This is a genomic window from Pseudoalteromonas sp. TB25, assembly GCF_000497995.1.
Lineage (GTDB): Bacteria > Pseudomonadota > Gammaproteobacteria > Enterobacterales > Alteromonadaceae > Pseudoalteromonas > Pseudoalteromonas distincta.
Genome location: NZ_AUTI01000290.1, coordinates 1 through 23,306, shown reverse-complemented (window position 1 = coordinate 23,306; position 23,306 = coordinate 1). Strand labels below are relative to the sequence as shown.

Annotated in this window: 26 protein-coding genes; 11 read left to right on the top strand and 15 right to left on the bottom strand. The window is 39.9% G+C overall.

Annotation, left to right across the window (positions count from 1 at the left end):
- Window positions 1–186 precede the first annotated feature (186 nt).
- Window positions 187–1,065 (bottom strand): DMT family transporter, encoded by an 879-nt coding sequence (locus L652_RS0110430; RefSeq protein WP_173400220.1) that lies wholly within the window; start codon window positions 1,063–1,065, stop codon window positions 187–189.
- Between the two features lie 238 nt (window positions 1,066–1,303).
- On the opposite strand from L652_RS0110430, the gene L652_RS0110425 reads away from it, so the two are divergent.
- A complete protein-coding gene (locus L652_RS0110425) occupies window positions 1,304–1,687 on the top strand; it encodes an MAPEG family protein (protein WP_024594607.1) in 384 nt (127 codons plus the stop codon).
- Between the two features lie 73 nt (window positions 1,688–1,760).
- Here the strand turns inward: L652_RS0110425 and L652_RS0110420 are convergent, their stop codons facing one another.
- The 3 genes from L652_RS0110420 to L652_RS0110410 all read right to left on the bottom strand — a co-directional run bounded on the left by L652_RS0110420 (window position 1,761) and on the right by L652_RS0110410 (window position 4,150).
- On the bottom strand, window positions 1,761–2,972 hold the full coding sequence (locus L652_RS0110420; protein WP_024594608.1) for a M56 family metallopeptidase: 1,212 nt from the start codon (window positions 2,970–2,972) through the stop codon (window positions 1,761–1,763).
- Between the two features lie 9 nt (window positions 2,973–2,981).
- Window positions 2,982–3,356: a BlaI/MecI/CopY family transcriptional regulator gene (locus tag L652_RS0110415; RefSeq protein ID WP_007377323.1), complete on the bottom strand. Its 375-nt coding sequence runs from the start codon at window positions 3,354–3,356 to the stop codon at window positions 2,982–2,984.
- Window positions 3,357–3,457: 101 nt separating this feature from the next.
- On the bottom strand, window positions 3,458–4,150 hold the full coding sequence (locus L652_RS0110410; protein ID WP_024594609.1) for a pseudouridine synthase: 693 nt from the start codon (window positions 4,148–4,150) through the stop codon (window positions 3,458–3,460).
- Between the two features lie 109 nt (window positions 4,151–4,259).
- On the opposite strand from L652_RS0110410, the gene L652_RS0110405 reads away from it, so the two are divergent.
- Window positions 4,260–4,565, top strand: coding sequence for a DUF6482 family protein (locus tag L652_RS0110405; RefSeq protein ID WP_002961002.1), 306 nt, complete (start codon window positions 4,260–4,262; stop codon window positions 4,563–4,565).
- Between the two features lie 41 nt (window positions 4,566–4,606).
- Entirely contained in the window at window positions 4,607–5,014 is a 408-nt protein-coding gene (locus tag L652_RS0110400; protein WP_024594610.1) for a GNAT family N-acetyltransferase, read from the top strand.
- A 10-nt stretch (window positions 5,015–5,024) separates the two neighbouring features.
- Here the strand turns inward: L652_RS0110400 and L652_RS0110395 are convergent, their stop codons facing one another.
- The 8 genes from L652_RS0110395 to L652_RS0110360 all read right to left on the bottom strand — a co-directional run bounded on the left by L652_RS0110395 (window position 5,025) and on the right by L652_RS0110360 (window position 11,145).
- Window positions 5,025–5,381, bottom strand: coding sequence for a HopJ type III effector protein (locus L652_RS0110395; protein ID WP_002960998.1), 357 nt, complete (start codon window positions 5,379–5,381; stop codon window positions 5,025–5,027).
- 21 nt (window positions 5,382–5,402) lie between these two features.
- On the bottom strand, window positions 5,403–6,506 hold the full coding sequence (locus L652_RS0110390) for a retroviral-like aspartic protease family protein (protein WP_024594611.1): 1,104 nt from the start codon (window positions 6,504–6,506) through the stop codon (window positions 5,403–5,405).
- A 28-nt stretch (window positions 6,507–6,534) separates the two neighbouring features.
- Window positions 6,535–7,242 (bottom strand): HAD-IA family hydrolase, encoded by a 708-nt coding sequence (locus L652_RS0110385; protein ID WP_024594612.1) that lies wholly within the window; start codon window positions 7,240–7,242, stop codon window positions 6,535–6,537.
- 10 nt (window positions 7,243–7,252) lie between these two features.
- Window positions 7,253–8,197, bottom strand: a complete 945-nt coding sequence (locus L652_RS0110380) for a tyrosine recombinase XerC (protein WP_024594613.1) — start codon at window positions 8,195–8,197, stop codon at window positions 7,253–7,255.
- Entirely contained in the window at window positions 8,194–8,805 is a 612-nt protein-coding gene (locus tag L652_RS0110375; protein WP_024594614.1) for a DUF484 family protein, read from the bottom strand. Before L652_RS0110375 ends, L652_RS0110380 begins: the two co-directional genes overlap by 4 nt.
- Window positions 8,802–9,632, bottom strand: a complete 831-nt coding sequence (dapF, locus tag L652_RS0110370; protein WP_002960987.1) for a diaminopimelate epimerase — start codon at window positions 9,630–9,632, stop codon at window positions 8,802–8,804. Before dapF ends, L652_RS0110375 begins: the two co-directional genes overlap by 4 nt.
- Before the next feature lie 64 nt (window positions 9,633–9,696).
- Window positions 9,697–10,950, bottom strand: coding sequence for a diaminopimelate decarboxylase (lysA, locus tag L652_RS0110365; RefSeq protein WP_002960983.1), 1,254 nt, complete (start codon window positions 10,948–10,950; stop codon window positions 9,697–9,699).
- Entirely contained in the window at window positions 10,951–11,145 is a 195-nt protein-coding gene (locus L652_RS0110360; RefSeq protein WP_024594615.1) for a lipoprotein, read from the bottom strand.
- 168 nt (window positions 11,146–11,313) lie between these two features.
- Here L652_RS0110360 and cyaY point away from each other — a divergent pair, with 168 nt between their 5' ends.
- The 8 genes from cyaY to add all read left to right on the top strand — a co-directional run bounded on the left by cyaY (window position 11,314) and on the right by add (window position 21,080).
- The gene (cyaY, locus tag L652_RS0110355; protein WP_002960979.1) at window positions 11,314–11,637 is read left to right on the top strand and encodes an iron donor protein CyaY; all 324 of its coding nucleotides are present in this window, start codon (window positions 11,314–11,316) and stop codon (window positions 11,635–11,637) included.
- The gene (locus tag L652_RS0110350) at window positions 11,634–12,290 is read left to right on the top strand and encodes an alpha/beta fold hydrolase (protein ID WP_002960978.1); all 657 of its coding nucleotides are present in this window, start codon (window positions 11,634–11,636) and stop codon (window positions 12,288–12,290) included. The genes cyaY and L652_RS0110350 overlap by 4 nt, the downstream gene beginning before the upstream one ends.
- Window positions 12,291–12,312: 22 nt before the next feature.
- On the top strand, window positions 12,313–13,290 hold the full coding sequence (locus tag L652_RS0110345) for a DUF2914 domain-containing protein (protein ID WP_024594616.1): 978 nt from the start codon (window positions 12,313–12,315) through the stop codon (window positions 13,288–13,290).
- Window positions 13,291–13,325: 35 nt separating this feature from the next.
- On the top strand, window positions 13,326–14,264 hold the full coding sequence (hemC, locus tag L652_RS0110340; protein ID WP_024594617.1) for a hydroxymethylbilane synthase: 939 nt from the start codon (window positions 13,326–13,328) through the stop codon (window positions 14,262–14,264).
- Window positions 14,265–16,106 (top strand): uroporphyrinogen-III synthase, encoded by a 1,842-nt coding sequence (locus tag L652_RS0110335; RefSeq protein WP_024594618.1) that lies wholly within the window; start codon window positions 14,265–14,267, stop codon window positions 16,104–16,106.
- On the top strand, window positions 16,103–17,212 hold the full coding sequence (locus L652_RS0110330) for a heme biosynthesis HemY N-terminal domain-containing protein (protein WP_024594619.1): 1,110 nt from the start codon (window positions 16,103–16,105) through the stop codon (window positions 17,210–17,212). Before L652_RS0110335 ends, L652_RS0110330 begins: the two co-directional genes overlap by 4 nt.
- Before the next feature lie 51 nt (window positions 17,213–17,263).
- Window positions 17,264–19,951 (top strand): CHASE domain-containing protein, encoded by a 2,688-nt coding sequence (locus L652_RS0110325; RefSeq protein ID WP_024594620.1) that lies wholly within the window; start codon window positions 17,264–17,266, stop codon window positions 19,949–19,951.
- Window positions 19,952–20,078: 127 nt separating this feature from the next.
- On the top strand, window positions 20,079–21,080 hold the full coding sequence (add, locus tag L652_RS0110320) for an adenosine deaminase (protein ID WP_002960964.1): 1,002 nt from the start codon (window positions 20,079–20,081) through the stop codon (window positions 21,078–21,080).
- Between the two features lie 54 nt (window positions 21,081–21,134).
- Here the strand turns inward: add and L652_RS0110315 are convergent, their stop codons facing one another.
- From L652_RS0110315 to L652_RS0110305, 3 genes are all read right to left on the bottom strand, one after another.
- Entirely contained in the window at window positions 21,135–21,545 is a 411-nt protein-coding gene (locus tag L652_RS0110315) for a CBS domain-containing protein (RefSeq protein WP_024594621.1), read from the bottom strand.
- A 167-nt stretch (window positions 21,546–21,712) separates the two neighbouring features.
- On the bottom strand, window positions 21,713–22,426 hold the full coding sequence (gene fre, locus L652_RS0110310; RefSeq protein WP_024594622.1) for an NAD(P)H-flavin reductase: 714 nt from the start codon (window positions 22,424–22,426) through the stop codon (window positions 21,713–21,715).
- Window positions 22,427–22,535: 109 nt separating this feature from the next.
- On the bottom strand, window positions 22,536–23,306 hold a 771-nt coding region (locus L652_RS0110305), incomplete at its 5' end, for a UbiD family decarboxylase (RefSeq protein WP_024603438.1).

Here is a 23,306-nt window from a genome sequence, read left to right as displayed (position 1 = left end):
GGGGCCGCCGGTACGTTTTTAGTGGGAATATTGTTTTATAACGATGCAGCTACATTTGGTCGTATTGCGGGAGTATTAATGATTATTAGTGGTGTGATAACACTTAAAATAAGCTCTTAGAACCAGTTCTTAAAGCTATAAAAATTATAACAGCGCAGGTATAAAAGCCTGCGCTTTTTTATGCCCTTAATTCGGCAACATAACCAAAACAGCGGCAATGGCTATGAGTATTAAGCCAGCAGTATCTTGTTTCTTAAGTGGCTGCTTTAACCAAAGAACGGCAATTAGCATGGTAAAAAACACTTCAACCTGTCCAAGTGTTTTAACGTAAGCAACGTGCTGTAAGCTCATTGCACTAAACCAGCCAATAGAACCGACACAACTAAAAACACTAATTGCGGCTGTAGTACCTTTGTATTGCCACAGTTTACTAAGTGTTTGCGGCTCTTTTAATAATAAATAGCCCAGTAGTATTAGTGTTTGTAAGCTAATTACAAACAGCAAAACCCAAGCTGCTGAGTGAGGAAATAATAATCCTGAATTTAAGCTCGCTTCTCGTACCCACAGCGATGTAAGTGCAAAGCAAGTACCACAAGCCAGTCCTAGTAATGCTGTTTTAGCATTAAAGTGTTTAACGCTTGTTATGCCACTGAGTAGCAATACGGCAATAGCGCCAAAAAACACACCAAGCCAACCGAGCAAAGAAAGTGCCGAGCCAAAAAATAATACACCTAAAATGGCTGCTACTAACGCCTCGCTTTTGGCAAGACCAGCACCTACGGCGTAATTATTCATTTTAAATAACTTAACCATTAAACCAGTGGCAAGTATTTGCATCACACTTGCGCCTACAATAAATCCCCAAAAGGCATTATTAAACGTAGGCATGGCTGTATCTTGATATTGATACAAACCATATAAATACACCGCAGCAATAGGGCCTGCGATAATAAAGCGAGAGAGTGTTACGCCAGCCACACTCACATCGTTACTTAATTTACTTTGCAGGGCATTACGCCATGCTTGCATGAAAGCGGCTAAAAAAGTGAAAAATATCCAGGTCATGGTCGTCGTCGTTAAAATGTAAGGCAGTAAAGTTAACAAGCTTTGTGAAGTAAAGCGATGTATTAACCATGATGTTGAATATTCATCATCTGCGACATTATGTCGCACGGGTTTAAGGATAAATTTAGCTATAGTAGGTCTGATGTTATTGTTAGCCGCCAGAGTTTGTCATAAACGTATCTGGCGGCTTTTTTATTGCGCTTATGCTAAATTATCCGAAACATTAAAAGGATAAATTATGACAACATTAGTTGTATGTGCATTACTTGCGGTATTAATGCCTTACTTTGCAAAAGTGCCGGTTGCTATAGCAATGGCAAAATTAGGTCGATACGACAATAAACACCCAAGGGCGCAACAAATAAAATTAACCGGCTTTGGTGCACGGGCGCTCGCTGCTCATCAAAATTGTTTTGAATCGCTTGCTGTTTTTGCTGTCGCTATTGCAGTTGTACTCGGCACTAACTCTGTAGGTGCAGTGACCGAAATGTTAGCGGTTACGCATATTGTGTCGCGTATTTTGTATTGCGTATTTTACTATATGAACCTAGATATAATTCGCTCATTAGTGTGGTTTATTGGTTTGGGTACGGCCATTGCCATGATTGTGGTGAGTTTGTAGGTTTATATTTTAAAACCACAAAGCAAGCAGCCTAAAAGGGCGCTTGCTTTGTAGTCTTGAACAACTCGTGGCGTTAATGCGATACTTTAATTCGCTCAATTAAATCGGTAGGCGCCACTTCACTATTAATCGCAAAATCTAGTTGCACAAGTACATCTTCAAAACCTGAATCTGATGCTTTATATTTCCATTTTGCTAGCGCCTCTTTCGCTGATTTATCAAAAACATCTTTAGGTTTAGATTGAATAACACTAATATTTTTTGTTTTACCGTTAGCTGCAATATCGTATTTTAATACAACAGAGCCGCTGATCCCTTGTTGAGCTGCTTGTATTGGGTAAGCAGGTTCAATGCGTATTGTTGGTGAAATATGTTCCTCTTGCGTTTTATTTACTTCTGGTTGCTTTGCAATTGCTAAGCCGCTTAGCATGCTTGCGGCTACAAGTAATAAGCCACCTTTAGCAAGCTTTGAACGCTCCCCGCTGTGTTTTATATTAGTTAGTCGTTGTAACATGGTTTTTTTATCTCCGTAGTGTGAATAAGCCATAAGCCCTGTGGGCGCATTTGCCGCACAGCTTATTAAGGCTTTGCTATATAAAATATGTTGTTGTGTGGTTTTATTGCTAAGTACGCGTTCATCACAAGTCAGCTCTTGTAGTCGGCGCATGCTTGCGTAGCAAAACCAAGCTAGTGGGTTAAACCAAAGTAAAATAGTAGGTAGTAATATAAGTGCGTTTGTTAGGTTGTCTTTGCGTTTTATGTGTACGTTTTCGTGCTCTAAAATAAGCGCTAATGTGGCTTTATCAAACTGGGTATTGTAGTTACTCGGTAACACCAGCTTGCTGTTTAAAATACCGACCACCATTGGCGTGGCTACATGTTGGCTGGTATAAGTTTTAACATCAGCGGTAAGAGTGCCTTCAAATTGTGTTAACTCAGTTAACTGCAGGCTTTTAACAAAGCGGGTATGCGTAATAAAGCTAGCTATTAATAACCCAGCGGTAATAAGTACATACATGAGCGCCCAGCTAATACCCATTTCGTGTGTAAAAGGCTGGTTAGGGGTGATTAAGTAATGGCTAATATTGCTATTTTGCAGTGGTTTAATCGCATTTGGTAAATTAGCAATCACCAATGCCGCAGGTAATAGCCATGCTAATTTATATACAAACCGCGAGCCAAGGGCTTTTAAAGTAAATCGCTCAAGTAAAATAAATCCACAAAACAAAATACTTAATAGTAGTTGCTGCTCAATTAACCAATTGAAACCAGTTTGAATAACCATGTTAATCCCTTACTTTTGGTTTTTTTCCCAGTCATCTATAACTTTTTTAAGCTCGTTTATATCTTGCTGAGAAAGCTGCTCCGATTTAGCAAAACCACTTACAAGTGGCGCAATACGTCCACTAAAAAATCGCTCAATAAAGTTTTGGCTTTCTTTTAAGGTGTAGTCGGCGCGCTCCATACAGGGAGTATAAATATATTGGCGACCTTCTTTTTCAAATGTAAGTGCGCCTTTTTTTACTAGTCGACCTAGCAGGGTTTTAATGGTTTTTTCGTGCCATTGCTTATCGTCGCTTAAGCGCTCAATTATTTGGCTCGCGGTGGCGGGGTAGTTAATCCAAAGTGCGTCGAGCACGTCAAACTCTGCTTTTGATAATTCAATCATTTTATTGCCTACAAGTGTAATCTTTAATTTAAGACTACACCTGTAATCTATTTTTGCAAGTTTATTTTTAACTTTTTGAGATGTAGTTAAGTGACTTGGTATTAGATTTTTGAAATATCGGTTTTATTAATTTGTATATATTGGTTTTCAGGTAGGTTTAGCTTTGAAAGGGTGAGGTCACTAAATTGCACTCTAAATAAGTCAATTACTTTGTATCCGCAGTAATGCGCCATTTTACGTATTTGTCTGTTTAGCCCTTGTTTTAAAACAATACTAAACTGATTGCTGGCTATTTTATTTACCTCACAAGGCAGGGTTATGTGTTTATCAACGGGTACGCCTGCTGCCATTTTTTTACAAAAACCATCGTCTAAAGGCTTATTTACGGTGACTAAATAATGTTTAGGCTGGTGGAAGTCAGGATGTATTAGTTGATTACAAAAATCCCCATCGTTGGTCAAAATAAGCAAACCGCGAGAGTCTTTATCTAATCGACCAATAGGGTAAACGCGGGTGAGTGTGGGCAAATGGTGAATAAGGCTGGCAGGGTCATCAATATTTAATTTGCAGTCAATACCTACTGGTTTGTGGTACGCAAAATAAACTAAATCGGCAGCACCTTTAATTTCTTTTTCGTTCACTATTATTGTGTCTTGCTCATCAACGTGATCTATATGATTCGCTGGGCGATTATTTACAGTCACTACACCTTCATCAATTAAACGCGATGCCTGTTTACGAGAACAAATACCTGCATGGGCAATATATTTAGCGAGTCGGATTTTTGTGCTCATAACGTGTGACGCCAGCGGCTAATAAAAATTTGATCGTGATTATAGCAAAGCTGCGTATCGATAATGTTAAATAACCAGAACTCAGGTTAAATATAAAAAGGTAGCCAAGATGGGTATTAAATTTTCACAGTTAAAAAAGCACGAACCGCTACAAAAAGTTATTGTTCACTCGTTAGATATGGCGCTTTATCAAGTATCAGTGATGATTAATAACGTTGAATATTATGTAACAGAAGACAGCGGTGAGTTTTTAAGAGCACTCAGCCCACTGCATGTACAAAAACGTTTTGAAAAAATAGCGTACGCACAGATGATGTTAAGGCAAACAAGCGCTTACGACGAAATGTGCGGCCAGCCGGATAAAACCAGCAGCAATATGCTTGAAGTACCTTATGGTAAAAATAATCTGTATTGATGGTATGAGTTTGCTAATATTCGCTTTTTAAGAAGCGCAATATGTACCAATTACAAGCAGATCACTCCGACGCATTAAGCTCTATACTACGTAGTAAAATAGTTGAATTTAACGCCGAGCATTTTGATGCGCAAAGGCTGCCATTAGGCTATAAATTTACTGATGAGCAGGGCGAGCTTGTTGCCGGTACTAGTGGGTGTGTGTTTGGAAACTGGCTGATGATTAGTTGGCTTTGGTGTAGCGATAGTGCGCGAGGTAAAGGGCTTGCAGATAAACTGCTAACGGCACTTGAACAAGCAGCTATTGAGCTAGGTGCTACAACTGCTCAGCTTGATACACTTGATTTTCAAGCAAAACCCTTTTATGAAAAGCGCGGTTATAGTGTTAAGTATCAACTTAATAATTACCCACGCTCAGGTACGCGTTACTTTATGGAAAAACCACTTTAATTTTTGCTGGCTATTTTGCTTTTAGTGGCTCGCCTTCAAAGGTAATACCTAAAAAAGGTGTTGCCTCTGGTGCTAACATAAACGTGCGAATGTTCATATGATCATCCCCTTTAGGGTTTTGCAGCACGTCTTCTCGGTAAAACTTACCAAAACAATCCAACGTATTTTGTTTACTTAAATCGTTTAATTTAGCAAATGCAAAAATTTTACACGAGCCGTTGTTCTCACTCGCAGCGCTAAGTAATCCATGGTTATTAAAGCCACATGCAGTAAAGTCGTAATTTGCTTCTATCACGGCCATTGTATCGGTAAATTGAATGCTTTTTGGGTTTTCAGCAAGTGCTTTTAAATAGTTATTTAGTGTCATGTGTTACCTTTGGGTTTTTAATTATTTAGCGCTCAACTCTAGCTCATCTGTTTGCTGATTTATATTGAATTTAAATCGCGATAAAAAGTTCATTCCTAGCAAACCTTGCCCACGGGTGTTTTCAATGCTTAGCACTTCAAAACCATAAATAATTTGCGAGCCCACTTTAAACGATTCAATTTGATAACGCTTTACAACAATTTGACCATTCGCTGTATTTACCGTTACATCGCCTAAATACAAAGGTCTTGGCGAAATTTGCTTAATAATATTTGTAGGTAGCGAGGTTACGCTTGCGCCTGTATCAATCATTAGTTCGGTCGATAGATTGTTATTTATTTCGGTGTTTATTAAGTAATGCGCGCCGTAAGGCGTTAAAGCAACAAAGTCGTCTTGCGATTGTGCTTTATTGATCATCGCTTGCAGTGTTTGCACTTGGCTTTTTAGATTGTGCTGGTTTGGCATTCGATCAAGGGTTGCTTGTGCGCTAATTAAATCGCCTTGCTGAAAGTAGGCATACGCAAGCGGATATAAAAACTGCGCGTTATCGCTTTTATAATCAAGCCAAATTTGTGTTTGCTCAATAATAGCTTGCCAATTTTGTTGCTCAGTTAATGTGTGTAATTCGTTTTGAGTGAGCGTATTTAAACGTGTATTTACATTACTTTGCTGATCAGCAGGCAGTAATGAATTAAGCTCAAATAAAGCAATAATGGCATTTTGTGTTTGCTCGCTATTTATTAAATACTCAACCTGTAAATTAAGTAACTCTACGTTATAAGGGCTGTTATTTAATAGCGCATTGAGAAATGACTCGCTGAGTAATAAATTGCTATTTAGCCATGTTTTAAGCTGCACTAGCCACGATGAATAAAGGTTTTTTGCGATTTCTGGATTGCTGTTTTTGAGTTGTTGATAGCTACTAAGTGCGGCTTCAAATTGGTGTTTTTTAAACTGCTGCTTTGCCGTATTTAATAGCGTATTTTGTTGTTTAGGCGATATGCTTTTTTCAGCACCTTGCGTTTTTTGTACTTTGGTTGGCGCGGGCTGCGGCCACAATAAATAAGCGTTAAGGCTAAGTGAGCCAATTAATAGCAAGGTAATTAGCTTGGTATAGTGGCTCATTGTGACCTCTTATTTAATGCAATTGGTATTATTTAATAAAGTGCGTTAAGGCATGAATATTGGCTATTTCAATATCAGCCAGCCCTTTATAAGCATAATTGGCGCCTTGATCGTTTAACCATACCGATTGGCAACCGGCATTATTTGCGCCTTGTACGTCGGTATCTAGGCTATCGCCAATATGTAAAATTTCACTTTTAGCAACGTTTAAGTGCTCGGCGGCTTTATCAAATAAGGTGCTGTGAGGTTTTGCTTTACCGTGCATACCGGCTTGTAACACGAGTTCAAATTTATTGTGTAAGTTAAAGCGTTCAATTTCAACATTACCATTAGTTATAGCAACCAGCGTAAAGTGCTGGGCTAAGTTATCTAGCAGCTTTAGTACGTCGTCGGTTACCACTATTTTACTGCGCGCATCGGCAAAGGCGTTGTAGGCAGCATCGGCATGGTACTCTACCTCTTGCTCGTTCAAATCTAGTTTAGCAAGGGCTAAGCGCAATGTATGTTGGCGCCATTTAGTGACGTTATCAGCAAGTTCAGGTAACTGTAATACGGCTTCATTGCGGCATTGTTGCCAGTATTTTTGGCCTTGGGCTAAGTAGCTAGGGAGCGCGTTTAAATAATCTTGCTGCGCTTTAACCGCTGCTTTTATAATGGGGTGATTGTTGTAAAGAGTGTCGTCTAAATCAAAGCTCATGACAGAAAATGGCTTAATAGCACGATTAAATCGGATCATATTTATTTACCTAATCAGTTCGTTTTTTTGCACGAGGGTGAGTGTTGTCGTACACCTTGGCTAAATGTTGAAAATCTAAATGCGTATACACTTGTGTAGCCGACAAACTGCTGTGCCCTAGTAATTCTTGCACAGCGCGTAAATCACCAGATGATTCTAAAATATGTGACGCAAACGAGTGGCGCAGCTTATGCGGATGAACCTGCGAGCTAATACCTTGTTTTATTCCCCACTCTTGCATGCGTAGGCGCACTTGGCGAATCGAAATACGGTTTTTTTGGCTACTTAAAAATACTGCTATTTCATCGGGCTTTGCAAACTGAGGGCGTATTGTGAGCCATTTTTTTAATGCGTCTAACGCTTTTTTGCCCACCGGAATTAATCGCTCTTTATTACCTTTACCACGCACTAAAATTTCACCATTGGCAGCGCTAATATCTTGCATGTTAGCGCCAACTAACTCGCTTATACGCAGCCCTGATGAATACATTAACTCCATCATTGCTTTATCTCTAATTGCGAGAGGTTCGTCGTCGGGTATTTCGAGCAAGCGTGCCATTTGATCTACATCGAGATTCTTAGGTAGGGGCTTTGCAAACTTAGGGCCTTTTATACCTATTGCCGGATTATGGTAATGCGATTGCTCGGCAATATTTTTTGCTTTTAAAAACTTATATAAGCTGCGAATACAACTGAGCTTTAAGCTAATTGTACGGCCACTTAATTGCTTTGATCGCAGTGCCATGCTGTAGCGGCGAATATGTTCGCCTTGTACGCCAAACCAGTCATCACATAGTTTGCTAAAATAAAGGGCTGCAAAGCCAAGTTGGCTTACGTATTGATTAACTGTGTGCGCTGAATATTGTTTTTCAAACTTTAAATAATCGCTAAATAGCGTTATGGGTGTACGCCAGTGGTCGCTTAGCGCGGTAATATTAGGCGCATCGTCACTCATGCTAGTTTTTGTAACCGCAGGTGTAATGCGTTTATAAAGTCGAGCACAAACAGGTTATCTTGCGCGGGCTCAAAATGGTTTACGTTATTGCTACCAAACGCCAAAATAGCGATAGGGTGCTTGGTGTCGCCAATTAAATAAATAGCGACGGATTGTGTATCTTCACTAAATAATTGTTCGCGCTCTTGTTTATTAATTCGCCCTAAATAATGCCCAGAATGGGTAAGGCGATGCGCAATAAGCTCGTCGTACTCGGGATTATATTTTACTAATTTGCAGTCGTTAACATCTTCACTTGAGCAGATTATATTGCGTAGATTATTTGCAAGAGTGTCAAAGTCGTCATGATTCCAAAGCTGGCGATGACATTGGCTAAACAAACGATATACGAGCTCGTTTTGCGTTGCATGCTTGCTCATAGCATCTATTTGGCTTTTTAAAAGCGTGTTGTGCTCGCGTAATTGACGTTGCTGAATATGTACTAGTGACGTTGCACCTTGAGCTTGCTGTTGCAGCTCAAGTTGTGTGAGTAGCTCGGGGTGATGAACTAAAAAGTCAGGATGTTGCTGTAAGTAATTAATAATCTGCTCTGTACTTAGCTCGCTCATAGTGCTACTTGTCCGTCGAAAACATGCTCTGCGGGACCAGTCATGCGTACCGGGTGACCTTCACCACTCCAGCGCACTTGCAAAGTACCGCCCGGCAAATCTACTTGAACGGTTGTTGATAGTTTATTTTGCATATGACCAATCACCATCGCTGCACATGCACCTGTGCCACAGGCTAGGGTTTCGTTAACGCCGCGCTCCCACACTCTTAGCTTAATGTGTTCTTGCGATACAACCTGCATAAAGCCAATGTTCGCTTTTTGGGGAAAGCGTTCATGGTTTTCAAGCAATGGACCCAATATATCAACTTGCGCGGTGGTTACGTCGTCAACCTCTAGCACGCAATGCGGGTTACCCATAGATACCGCGCCACTAAATACAGTGTGTTCTTGCGTTCTAATAATATAAGTAAGCTCGCGTTTGCTGGCTTTTAACGGAATTTTACTTGGCTCAAAATTAGGATGGCCCATGTTAACAGTTACTTGACCGTCTTTTTCTATGTAGAGCGTTAAGTTGCCCGACTTAGTCGATACACTAATTTTGTGCTTGTTAGTAAGGCCTTTCATGCGTACAAAGCGGGCAAAACAGCGAGCGCCGTTACCGCATTGTTCTACTTCGGTACCATCGGCATTAAAAATTCGATAATGAAAGTCGAGATCAGGTGAATATGGTGCTTCAACCATCAGCAATTGGTCAAAGCCAATGCCAAAGTGGCGATCTGCCAGTTTTTTGATTTGGTCTCGCGACAAAAAAACATTTTGTGTAATGTTATCAATCACAACAAAGTCGTTACCTAAGCCGTGCATTTTGGAAAAATTAACTAACATAGCGCTCTAATTCGGTTTTGCTCTGTGCTAATCATGCCACAGAGCAGCTAGTAGACAAAAACGTTTATGGTAAAACTTTCTCACCTTGATAAAGGCTTTCAATAGTTTCGCGTTCACGAATAAGGTGATGCTGCTGACCATCTACCATAATTTCTGCAACACGCGGGCGCGAGTTGTAGTTTGAGCTCATTGTAAAGCCATATGCACCCGCACTTCGTTGTGCAAGTAAATCGCCTTGTTTAAGCGCTAGTTCGCGGTCTTTTCCTAAAAAGTCGCCGGTTTCGCACACCGGACCCACAATATCAAAGTTGTGAGTAGGTGTTTCGTCGTCGCGAACGGATACCGGAATAATTTTTTGCCACGCTTGATAAAGCGCAGGGCGAAGCATATCGTTCATACCTGCATCTACAATTGCAAAAAACTTGTCTTGGTTTTGTTTAATAAATTCAACTTGAGTAACCAAAATACCTGCGTTAGCTGCAATAGCGCGCCCTGGTTCAAAAATAAGTTCAAGATGTTTGTAGTTAGCTAAGCGTTCGGTAACTTGCGCTGCATATTCACTTGGGTGTGGTGGTTGCTCGTTGTCGTATGGCACACCTAAACCGCCGCCAATATCTAAATGAGTTAGCTCAATACCGTTAGTTTTTAGCTCATCAATAAGCGCCATTAATTTATCAAGGGCTTCTAAAAAAGGTCTAACTTGCGTTAATTGAGAGCCAATATGGCAATCGACACCAATTACTTTTAAACCAGGTAAAGCCGCTGCTTGTTGATAAACACTCACTGCTGTTTGAATATCAATACCAAATTTATTTTCTTTTAAACCGGTAGAAATATACGGATGTGTCTTTGCATCTATGTCTGGGTTTACGCGAATAGAAATAGGCGCTTCTAGGTTAAGCTCGCAAGCCACTTCAGAAATACGCTCAAGCTCAGACGCCGACTCTACATTAAAACATTTAATGCCCAGTTTTAATGCGTAAGCTATTTCGTCAGACGTTTTAGCCACGCCTGAAAAAACCACTTTAGAAGCATCGCCTCCCGCTTTAATTACACGCGCTAGTTCACCTTTAGATACAATATCGAAACCCGATCCTAAGCGCGCTAATATATTAAGTACGGCAATATTTGAGTTTGCTTTTACAGCGTAACATACCAAGCTTTTATGATTTTTAGTGGCGTTAGCAAATGCTAAGTAATGGCGCTCAAATGTAGCACGCGAGTATACATAACACGGCGTGCCGTATTGCTGCGCTATGCTTGCTACGCTGACGTCTTCGGCAAATAATTGGTTGTTTTTGTAGTTAAAATAATCCATTTATTGCTCCTGACTTTGCGATGCTTTAGCTTGCTCAGCGGTAGTGGCTGGTTTAGCTGTGTTTTGAGGTTGGTTTTGCTCTGTTTGTTGCTCTGGTAAATATAACGGACCGCTTTGTCCGCAGCCAGCTAAGGCGCTTAACAGTACAGTGCTTATTAATAGTCTTTTTAATTGTAAGGTATGTGTCGCTTTCATTAGATTAATACGGTTGCTGGCTTTATAATCGCAGAGTAACAGAATATCTAAAAAATGCAGCTATTCGCGGATGATTTTATTCCTGTTACACTAGCTGCACATTTTTAAAGCTAATTTAAAGCTAAAACGTACCCAATATTAGGCGGCTCGCCTGCAAAGGAAATAACAATGACTGAACACGAATATCACCAATTAGCCGAAGCTCTTATGTTCACTATTGAAGAGCAGGTTGATGATTGCGAAGCTGATTTAGATTATGAATCGGCACAAGGTATTTTAGAAATTATTTTTCCTGATAAAAGTAAAATAGTGATCAATAAGCAAGCACCTCTTCATCAAGTATGGGTTGCGACTAAGTTTAACGGACATCATTTTGAAATGCGTGATGGGTTATGGATTGATAACCGCTCTGGCGCTGAATTTTGGGCGTTTATAAATGAAGCCTCAACTCGCCAAGCAGGCCAAGAAGTTAAGTGGCAATCATCACTATGAGTTTAGAATTTGTAGAATATGCAGCCCAAAGTGAACATAAAGCAACGGTTATTTGGTTACATGGTTTAGGTGACTCTGGGGATGGTTTTGCGCCAGTAGCCCCGCAGCTAAATTTACCAAGCGAGCTTGGTATACGGTTTATTTTTCCGCATGCGCCAGTGCAACCGGTCACCATAAATGGTGGCATGGAAATGCGCTCTTGGTACGATATTAAGTCTATAGAATTAGATAAGCGTGCCGATGAACAAGGCGTAAGAGATTCTGCTGCAAAGGTAGAAGAGTTAATTAATAAAGAAATTGCTAATGGCATTCCTGCTAATAAAATAATTTTAGCTGGTTTTTCTCAAGGTGGTGTTGTGTCTTTGCATTTAGCGCCGCGCTTTGAGCAAAAACTTGGGGGTGTTATGGCGCTTTCTACTTATATGTGTGTGCCACACAAATTTGCTGATGAAGCAAAACATACTGATTTAAACGTATTTATGGCTCATGGTAGCCAAGATAACGTTGTACCGCACAGTGCGGGTAGAAATGCGTTTGAAGTATTAACAGCACATAACATGGATGTAAGCTGGCAAGAATATCCAATGGCTCATCAAGTTTGCGCAGAAGAATTGCAAGCTATTCGCCAATGGTTAATTGCTCGTTTAAGCTAATTTTGGAACCGCTGAGGTCAATATGAGTCAAAAAATAGTTATAAAAGCAAATGTTAAACGCGAATTACAACAGAGCGTACCAACGGTAAGCTACGAGTGGAATTGGCGTCGTATTGTGAGTATTGCTATGTTGGTATTAATGACCTCTGCAGCAGTTGTTTATGGCTTAACCACCTCTGTTAATGCAGAGCAAGGTGAACACCCAAATGAGCAGGAACAATTCTTAAATTTCAGCAGTAACGCTGAAAACCAAACAAGCGATGAGGTAATGGATGTTGAGCCTCAATCATCAGGAAACAATACCCCTGCTGAGTCTGTAGAGGTAACTCAAGCGAGTATTGAACCTTTGTTAGCTGAGCAAAATGAGACTCAACTAAGCATTTCAAGTAATACACCTGCCGAAGTAGACCTTGTAAATAATCCCCCGGCTTTGTTGGCTAACAACGATATTGTTACTGATCAAAGCGAAAGTATTAATACAGAGTTAAACTCAAACCTTGATAATGATGTGCAAGAAGAAACCGCAGAAGCCCAAAACGTAACTGAGCCTGCAAGTCAAAGTGACTTACTTTTAGAGTTAGAAAGTGATGATGGCGCATTGAGTGGCACTGAAGGTTTTTCCTCTACAGCACATGTGGCAAGTGTGGCATTGGGGGCGCAAATAGACACGGGTAAAATTAGTCGCGCGGTACTTACTCGTAAAGTAAGTAAGCGTGAGCCTACTAATGTGTTTGCTGCTGATATTAGGTTAAGCCAGTTTGAGGAAGGGTTATCGTTTTTTAGCGAGATTAAAAACCTTCAAGGCCAGCAAGTTAAGCATGTTTGGTCGTTTGAAGGTGAAACGATGGCTGAAATTACACTTAATGTTACTTCGCCTCGTTACAGAACGTACTCAACAAAAAATATAATGAACACACAAACAGGTCATTGGCGTGTTGATGTAGTTGATGAGCAAGGTAATTTAATTGCCCAAAAAGAATTTAGAATTTTAGCTGACTAAAACTGGCTAAACGCAGTAATTAATTGGATACCCCTATGACAGAAAAAACAAAATTAGTACGCATCGCAACGCGCAAAAGCGCTCTAGCACTTTGGCAGGCCGAATTTGTAAAAGCAGAGCTTGAGCGTTTTCATGCAGATGTGCGCGTAGAATTAGTCCCAATGTCGACGCAAGGGGATATAATTTTAGATACGCCATTGGCTAAAATTGGCGGTAAAGGCTTATTTGTTAAAGAACTAGAGCAAGCAATGTTAGATGGCCGAGCTGACATTGCCGTACATTCTATGAAGGACGTGCCAGTAGAGTTTCCTCAAGGGCTAGCACTGCATACTATTTGTGAGCGTGAGGATCCACGCGATGCGTTTGTATCAAACAATTTTGCTAATTTAAGTGAGCTACCACAGGGCGCCATTGTGGGTACTTCTAGCCTGCGCCGCCAGTGCCAAATTAAGGCACTTCGCCCTGATTTAGATATTCGTGATTTACGCGGCAATGTAAATACGCGTTTAGGTAAATTAGATGACGGCCAATATGATGCTATTATTTTAGCGGCTGCAGGGCTTATTCGTTTAGAAATGGAGTCGCGTATTGCTGACTACATTGAGCCAGAAGTGTCATTACCAGCAAATGGTCAAGGCGCTGTAGGTATTGAATGTCGTATTGATGATGAAGTAACCAAAGCATTACTTGCACCACTTGAGCATACACAAACACGTATTCGCGTAAACGCAGAGCGTTCGATGAATCGCTATTTAGAAGGTGGTTGCCAAGTTCCTATTGGTGCTTATGCATTGGTTGATGGCGAACAAGTGCATTTACGTGGTTTAGTTGGTGCTGTTGATGGCAGCGAAATTTTACGTGACGAAGTAACAGGCCATGTAAATGACGCAGAAAAACTAGGTATTGAGCTTGCTAAAAAATTACTAGCTCAAGGTGCAGACAAAATATTAGCTGAAGTTTATAGAGACGCATAAATGACACATATTCTGATAACTCGGCCCGAAGGAAAAGGCGCAGCCCTTGCACAGCAACTTGAGCAAGCGGGTTATCAGGCGTCTTTATTTCCGGTATTAAAAATAACGCATTTAACACCCTCCAGCACTGAGCTTAGTCCACTATTAAATGCAGATAAAATAATATTTATATCGCAAGATGCAGTCAGTGCACTTTCGCAATTAAAACCAGATATAAATACCAAAGCGCAGTTTTATGCGGTTGGACAACAAACAGCCGATGTTATATATGAGCAATTTGGTGTGCGCGCAGCAGTACCAAAGCAGTATGATTCAGAAGGGTTACTTGCGCTTAAATCACTCGCCGAGGTGGATGGCTGTAATATAGTATTAGTTAAGGGCCAAGGTGGCCGCCCTGAGTTAGCTAAAACGCTCAAAGAGCGCGGTGCTTTTTTGAATAATTGTGTTGTGTACAAACGTGAACCGACAGAGAGTGTCACCTCTAACTGGACAGACCACTGGAAAAGCCAGAATGTACACGGTATAGTCATAACAAGTAATGCAGCAGTTGATGCTATATTTAAAAGCCTTACTGCACACCAACTACAATGGTTACAACAGTGCCGATTTTATGTTGCCAGCGAGCGTATAGCCGCTTATTTAAAGCTGCAACAGGTAAGTTCGGCTAATATACACATTGCAGCAGGGGCTAGCGATAATGCTATGTTTACCTGCATAAATCAGCAAGGTAGCAACATGAGCGAACAGTCAAAGCCAGTAACGGCAGAAAAAGCCACACCAACAATAGCTAACACGACCTCTGCTAAATCAACTAAGCAAGAGCCTACAGCTACAAAAAATACGGCAGACAAAAGTAAACAAAAAATAAGTAAGGTTGCAGTACTTGCGCTTCTTATTTCGTTAATTGTGGCCTCTGGTGTTGGATACGAGTTTTATCAAAAATTAAATGCTGGTAAGGCGCAAAACCTAGCCGTTAATGAGTTAAGCGAGCAAAATAAGTTACTCACCCAGGAGCTGCAAGCACTTAAATCGGCGCAATCTAATTTGCAACAAGCGCTGTTTAATAGTGAAGAAAAAGTTGCCGCAGCCCTAAATGAAAGTGCAGTTCAAAATCAGCAAGAACTAAAAGCGGCTTTGCAAAAGGCGCAGCAACAAGGCTCATCGTTAAACCCGCAAGAAGTAACCAGCTTACAGCGTATGGCTGAGTTTAAACTATGGGCTGAAAAAGACTACCAAGGCACTAGTGCTGTTTTAAAGCGCTTAGATGGATTACTTAGTGAGCACCCAGGAACAGTTGAAGTTCGCCAAGCGATTATGCAAGATATACAAACACTTGATAGCCTTAAACCTATTGCAACAGAGGCTATTTATTTACAGCTAAACAGTGTACTAAGCAGTATTGACGACTTAGTTTTTAATGCAGTTAATTTACCAGAAGAAGCAGCTGCAATAGATGAAAATGCTTTAAGTGGTGACGTGAGTGATTGGCAGCAAAACTTGAGTAATAGCTGGAATAAAATTGTGGATAGCTTTATTACTATTCGTCAGCACGAGGGTGTTTCCATTGAGCCATTACTTACGGATCAAGAGCGCCATTTAATAAATCAACGAATCAAGCTTAATATAACTCAGGCACAAGATGCACTTATGAGTAAGCAGGCGAGTATTTTCTTTAGCGCCTTAAGTGAAGCAAAACGTTTAGTTGGTGAGTACTTTAAGCAAGACGATGATACAACTAAAACGGTACTTAAAGCGTTGTCTAAACTTGAAAAAGAGCAGCTTAACTTTAATCCAAAAGTAACCTTAAACAGTACACAAAAGGTTAAGGAGTGGGCGCAATGATAGGGCTAATTATTTTAATTGTAGCTATTGTTGTTGTACTAGCGGTTACTCCATTTGTTCTAGATGAAAAAGGTTATGTACTTATTTCATTTAACAATACGACGATAGAAGGCACGATAGTATCGTTTTGTATAATGGCAGTCATTACCGCTGTTGTTTTATATTTAACATATAAGTTAATTCGTTATTTATTATCGATTTATCATAATACTAAGCATGGCTTTTTTGCACGTAGCCAAGAGCGCAAACAAGCAGCTATTGAGCAGGCTCTTTGGAGTGCTATTAATGATGATTACGAGCACGTAGAACAGGCTTTATCGGGTAATAGCGTACCAGATAAGTTTGAAGATATTCGCTTAGCATTACTTGCAAAAGCAGCGCTTGCTAATAATCAAACAGATAAAGCACTTGAGCGTTTATTTGAAATAAGCCCAGAGCATCAATTAAAAGTAGCAAAGCTATGGTTGGCAAGTGGCGATAGTAGCGCGATTGAATCACAAATGCGTATTAGCGCAGAAGCTAAAAAAGCCACCGCACTTGAGTTAAAACTTTATGCAGAAGTATTAGTACAGCAACAACACTTTAGTGCGCTGGAAGACTTTTTGCCGCGTTTACTGCGCAAAAAAGCACTTACTGATGCACAGTGGACGCAGTTATTTAGTGCTTATTTTAGTGCGTTAGATGCAGACAAGCTGAGTGAAAAATATAAACAGCTGCCTAAAAAGCTGCAAGCTCATGCCCACACCGCATATTTAATGCAAATGGCGCAAGCAGGTCAATTGGCTGTTATTGAAAGTGACTTAATTAAAATGGTTAAGCACAATGAGCAACACTTAGAGCTTGCCAATATATTAAGTAAAGCAACAGCAGCCGATGCAGCTAAGTTGCAAATAAGTATTCAAGAACGGCTTAAGAAGGATGATTCAAATAATTCACTATTACTTGCGCTAGCTTGCCTTGCTAATGCTAAGGGTGATTATGACTTAGCAGCTAGAATTTTTGATAAAGCACTGAATAGTGAAAATAAAAAACAGTTCTCTGAACAAGCTGTGTTGAGTTATAAAAATAGTGCACAGGCAGAAAAGGCGCTCGTTTTATATCAATAAATGACTACACTATAACTACTTAGCATTTTTTGTAGTTCAGGAGCACAAGCTTTGAGAAAGTTTTTAATATTAACCCTTAGCTTGGCTTGTGCTTACTTCTTTACAGGATACTTTAGCAACTCACTTCTTTCTGTAGATGGCTATGCGGTCGCCTCCTGGCCGCCCTCAGGAATTGCTTTAGCGAGCTTTTTAATTTGGGGACGTAAGTCATTTATTGGCCTTATTATTGGGGCTTTTTGTACTAACTTAATTCACCTTGAACGCACCGTAGATATTTTTCATTTTATTGTTCTTTTACAAGCTATAGGCATTACTTTAGCCTCTGTTTTACAGGCTTGGATTGGCCGACAAATTATAGTGAATGTTATAAAAGCGCCGTTGGATTTATCTTCTTTAAAACACAGTGTTCAAAGCTTAATAGTAGCGGGGCCAATATGTTGTGTTATTGCTGCAGGTGTAGGAACAAGTTTATTAGCATTGAATAATGTGATTCCGACCAATGCTATTTTTGATAACTTTATAGCATGGTGGATTGGCGACAGTATTGGCGTACTTATATTTACACCTTTAGTACTCGCCGCTTTTAATTACACACAAGTACGCCACCGTATGCTGGTAATTTTACCCTCGCTATTAATTTACATACTGATCAGCGTTAGTTTTTATGGCGCTGCTAGTGTTAAAAAAGAAAAAGATATTCAAAAGCAAGAAGCCAAAATACTTTCTGTGCAAAATGCTATAAGCCAAAAGCTCGATGGTATTACTGCTCATTTAGGCTTATTAGCTACATATTTTGCTAGTAGTAGTGACGTGGATTTTAAAGAGTTTAAACAATTTACTTCAAAGCAGTTGGGCTACAGCCAAGAAATTCTGGCTTTTGAATGGATACCTTATATACCAGCAAATAAACTCGCAGATTTTGAAACACATGAAAATCCAGCCACAGGCAAACCTCTATATATAAAAGAAAAGTCACTAGATGGAGCTTGGCAACCAGCAGGTACGCGTAGTAATTACTTTCCAGTAAAGTACGTATATCCCTTAAAAGGTAATGAAGATGTTTTAGGGTTTGATTTAGCTTCTAGTAAAGTAAGAGGTGCAGCGCTTAGCAAAGCGAAAGAGCTTAATGAACTTGCACTAAGTGAGCCAATTAACTTGGTCCAAAATACAGCCGAACACGGTGTGCTTTTTTTATATCCTGTTTTTAGAGAGTCCTCTACCGAAGATGATTTTCAAGGCTTTGTGGCAGCGATAGTCAGTCTGAAACGCTTATCGCAAACACTATTATTTGATCACAACAACTCAATTTCAGCTAGTTTTTTTGATACAACGGTATCAGGGAAAAAGCAGGCAATTTATATTGCAGATACCGCTAATTCGCAAGCGCTATTTAAAGAATATCAATTGTTGATTGGCAAACGCATGTGGCAGGTTGAGTTATATGAGCCAATAATTAGAACGTCTTGGTTAGTATATTGGCTTGCACAAATAGTAGGTATGTTGTTTGTGTGGTTACTGATTACATTTTTGATTTCAGTTACTGGTACAAACATACAAATTCGCGAACAAGTGGCCAAGCAAACACATACACTACGCAAAGAAAAACAAAAAGCAGATGAAGCGAGTCATATAAAGGGGCAGTTTTTAGCAAACATGAGCCACGAAGTCCGCACCCCTATTAACGGTATAAAAGGGCTGCATTATTTAGCGCTCCAGCAAAACGATTGGCAACAAGCTAGAAGTTACATAGAGCAAGCAGATGGGGCACTTGGTGTTTTACTGAGGGTATTAAACGATGTGCTCGACTTTTCAAAAATGGAAGCAGGCAAGCTAGACTTAATGCAAGAGCCTATTAATGTAGCGAGTTTAGCGGATGAAATGCTTAATTTACTTCAGTTTGATGCTGACATTAAATCAATAAAGTTAAGTCTCGATTTTGATAAAACATCAAATTTGGTCATTAATACCGATCCAATTCGCTTAAAACAAGTGCTGCTGAATCTGCTCAATAATGCGGTTAAATTTACAGGGGAAGGTGAAATCACTCTGAAAATTTGGCAATCGAAAAAAATGACTTATTTTAGTATTAACGATACGGGTATTGGTATTAGTAGCGAAGCACAGAAACAATTGTTTAAACCGTTTGCACAAGCTGATAGCTCAACCTCACGCCAATATGGTGGTACAGGCTTAGGATTAAGTATTTGCAAAAAACTGGTTGAGTTAATGGGTGGTGCAATTGATTTAGTTAGTTATGAAGGTAAAGGCTCTACATTTACATTTAGTTTGCCGCTAATATCGCCTTTACCAAAGGCAGAGCAAATTCAGCAGCAATACAACGAAATAGACGTAAGTACATTATCATTTACAGGCTATAAATTACTTTTAGTAGAAGATAATCCACTTAATCAGCATGTTGCTAATGCTATTTTAAAAACGAAAGGCTGTATTGCCGACATTGCTAACGATGGTTTTGAGGCCATAGAAAAGCTAGCCGAAAATAGCTATGACATTGTTCTTATGGATATTCAAATGCCAAAAATGGATGGACTCAAAGCAACAAAAGTAATTCGTCGTGATTTAGAGTTAATTGATTTACCCATAATAGGGCTATCGGCGAACGCCCATGACGAGGACGTTAAAAAGGCACTAGCCTGTGGAATGAATGGTTATATTACCAAACCTATTGATGCAAATACGCTTTTTAAAACTCTTTGGCATCACTTATCAGGAAAATAAGCTGTATCATTTTTTTGCACAAAAAGCAGACATATGACCGCTAAAACTTACCGCAAATCATATAGACTTGAAAAATAACTGTATCTGCGTATCATGCGCGCAAATTTAACTAAACTGGGTTGCTATTATGATCAATAGAAAATTACCTTTGCTAGATATTCACCGCCATTTAGACGGTAATGTACGTGCGCAAACCATATTAGAACTTGGTCGACAGTTTAATATAGAGCTACCTGCAGATAACGTTGAAGCATTAATCCCTCATGTTCAAGTTATTGATCCTGAACCAAACCTCATGGCTTTTTTACAAAAGTTAGATTGGGGAGTTACTGTGCTTGGCGACTACGATGCGTGTAGACGTATCGCAATTGAAAACATTGAAGATGCACAAGCACAAGGTCTTGATTATGTGGAGCTTCGATTTAGCCCTTACTACATGGCACAAAGCCAAGGTTTACATCCAGAAGGCGTTGTAGAGGCAGTTGTTGATGGTATTAAATCAGCAACAAAGGGCGCAAATATAAAAGCTAACTTGATTGGTATTTTATCGCGTACTTATGGCGTAAAAACGTGTCAAAAAGAGCTTGATGCATTACTCGCATTTAAAAATGATTTAGTCGCTGTTGATTTAGCCGGTGACGAAATTGGCTTCCCGGGTGAGTTGTTTGTAGAGCACTTTAAACAAGTACGAAATGCGTATTTAGCTTCGACTATTCATGCTGGAGAAGCACTTGGCGCTCCAAGTATTTGGCAAGCAATTAATGAGTTGGGTGCGAGCAGAATAGGGCATGGCGTTAAAGCAATTGAAGATCCAAAACTAATGGATTATTTACGCGATAACCGTATTGGTATTGAGTCATGCTTAACAAGTAATATTCAAACCAGTACAGTAAACGATTTAACTAAGCACCCACTTAAACAGTTTTTAGATCATGGTATTTTAGCGTGTATTAATACTGATGATCCTGCGGTTGAAGGTATTGAAATTGAGTATGAATATACCGTTGCTGCACCTAAAGCAGGCTTATCTCAAGCTGATATGGAAAAAGCCCAAAAAAATGCGTTAGAAATAGCATTTTTAAGCGATGGCGATAAAAAAGAACTTTTAGCACTCGTTAGCGCACGTTAATTTAAGAGCATTAAAAATGCCGCTTTATATAAGCGGCATTTTTGTATCTGCAATTTAATGTGTTTGGCAGCTTATGTAATTATCGTAAAGCGCTTTAAGTACGTCTGCTCGGCTGATCATACCGATTACTTTAACACCCTCTACAACAGGGTAGTTTTTTGGTTTACCAGGCTGCATCTGCTGTGCAAGCTCAATAATGTTGGTATCGCCGCTAACGGTCACTACCTCTGTTTGCATAAGCTGCGAGACTTTAACCATCCCATCACAAAAATAACTGCTTTGCGTAAGTGGTTTTAACAGCTCTTGCTCTGATATAAATCCAACTAAGCATTTATCTTTATCAAATACTGGTGCGCCAAGTAGTTTAAATTTTTGTAGTTCTGCTATGGCTGTCGTCATTTCTGTATCTGGTGTGATATTTGGCAACTTGCGTTGCATAAAATCTTTTACTTTTGTATTTAGCATTTGGGTCTCTCCCGCTGATGTTCTATACAAAGTATGGTTTATAGATAGGGATTTAGGAAATTGTTTATATTGATGGAGTTGATAGGTTTTAACTATTAAATATTTGTTGTTATAAAAATAAAGGCACCGATTAGGTGCCTTTATTTATAACTGAAAGTAAATTTCAATTATTTGATAAATGCGAATGCATCTGCGTACATGTTTTCACGAATTGCACCATGAGTAATAAAGTCATCACGGACAACACCTATCATGTCAAAACGACCTGCCATATAAATATCGTATGGTTCTAGTGACACAATATCTTGCATTACTGCTTTGTGTACATAGCCAGTGTGTCCTTGCCAATTAGCAGATGGATTTTCTACTACAGGAATAAACTTAAAGTTCTCATGGCTATCTGCCCATGTTTGCATTTCTGTATGTGCATATAAAGCAGACTCTTCTTTTACGCCCCAGTAAAACAATACAGGGCGGTCGCATTTTATTTCAGCTAAATGATCAGCCATTGATTTTGCGTATGAAAAACCAGTACCACCGGCGAGTAAAATAATAGGGCGCTCACATTGCAGGCGCAACTGTGAAATACCCAAGCCAGCTTCAATGTCTACTAACTGCCCTGTGGTATGGGCGTTTCGTAAATGCTCTAACGATTGCATTGCATACGAATCGGCACCTGAGGCGCCAATATGCAGTTCTATTGCATCGCACTGTGAAGGGCGACTAGCTATAGAAAAAGCACGTTTGTCTTTTTCGCCTAATACGAGTTGCATGTATTGGCCAGCTTCAAAGGTCACAGGTTGTTGTGGCTTTAAAATTACTTTATGAACAAATTCTGTAAGTGGGCTGATAGCTACAACTTCAGCTTTTAATGTTTGCATTTTTTACCTTTTAGCAGCGCTTGTAACAGCAGATACGCAATCGAATAGCTAGATTCTAGCATATCTGCAGGGTTATTTTATAGCCTGATATGTACTTACATATAAACACTTAAACAATATTAAGGCTTTCCCAAATATCATCTACGCGGTCTTTGGTGTCTTTATCCATAACAATAGGCTCGCCCCATTCGCGGGTGGTTTCGCCAGGCCATTTATTGGTAGCATCCATTCCCATTTTTGAACCAAGACCTGAGACTGGCGATGCAAAATCGAGATAATCAATAGGTGTGTTCTCTATTAATGTTGTATCACGCGCTGGATCCATTCGGGTTGTTATAGCCCAAATAACATCTTCCCAATCGCGGGCGTTAACATCGTCATCGCAGACGATTACAAATTTGGTGTACATAAACTGACGTAAGAACGACCAAACACCCATCATCACGCGCTTAGCATGGCCTGGATATTGTTTTTTCATTGTTACAATCGCCATACGATATGAGCACCCTTCAGGCGGAAGGTAAAAGTCGACAATTTCAGGGAATTGCTTTTGTAGTATTGGTACAAACACTTCATTAAGTGCCACACCTAAAATAGCAGGCTCATCAGGCGGACGGCCGGTAAATGTGCTGTGATAAATAGGATCTTTACGATGCGTTAAGTGAGTTACCGTCATTACTGGAAAGTCATCGACTTCATTATAGTAACCGGTATGGTCACCATAAGGGCCTTCTGGCGCCATTTCACCAGGCATTATGTAACCTTCAAGTACTATTTCTGCACTGGCAGGGACTTGTAGGTCATTTGAAATAGATTTTACAACTTCGGTTCTGCTGCCACGTAATAAGCCAGCGAATGCATATTCGCTTAGAGTGTCAGG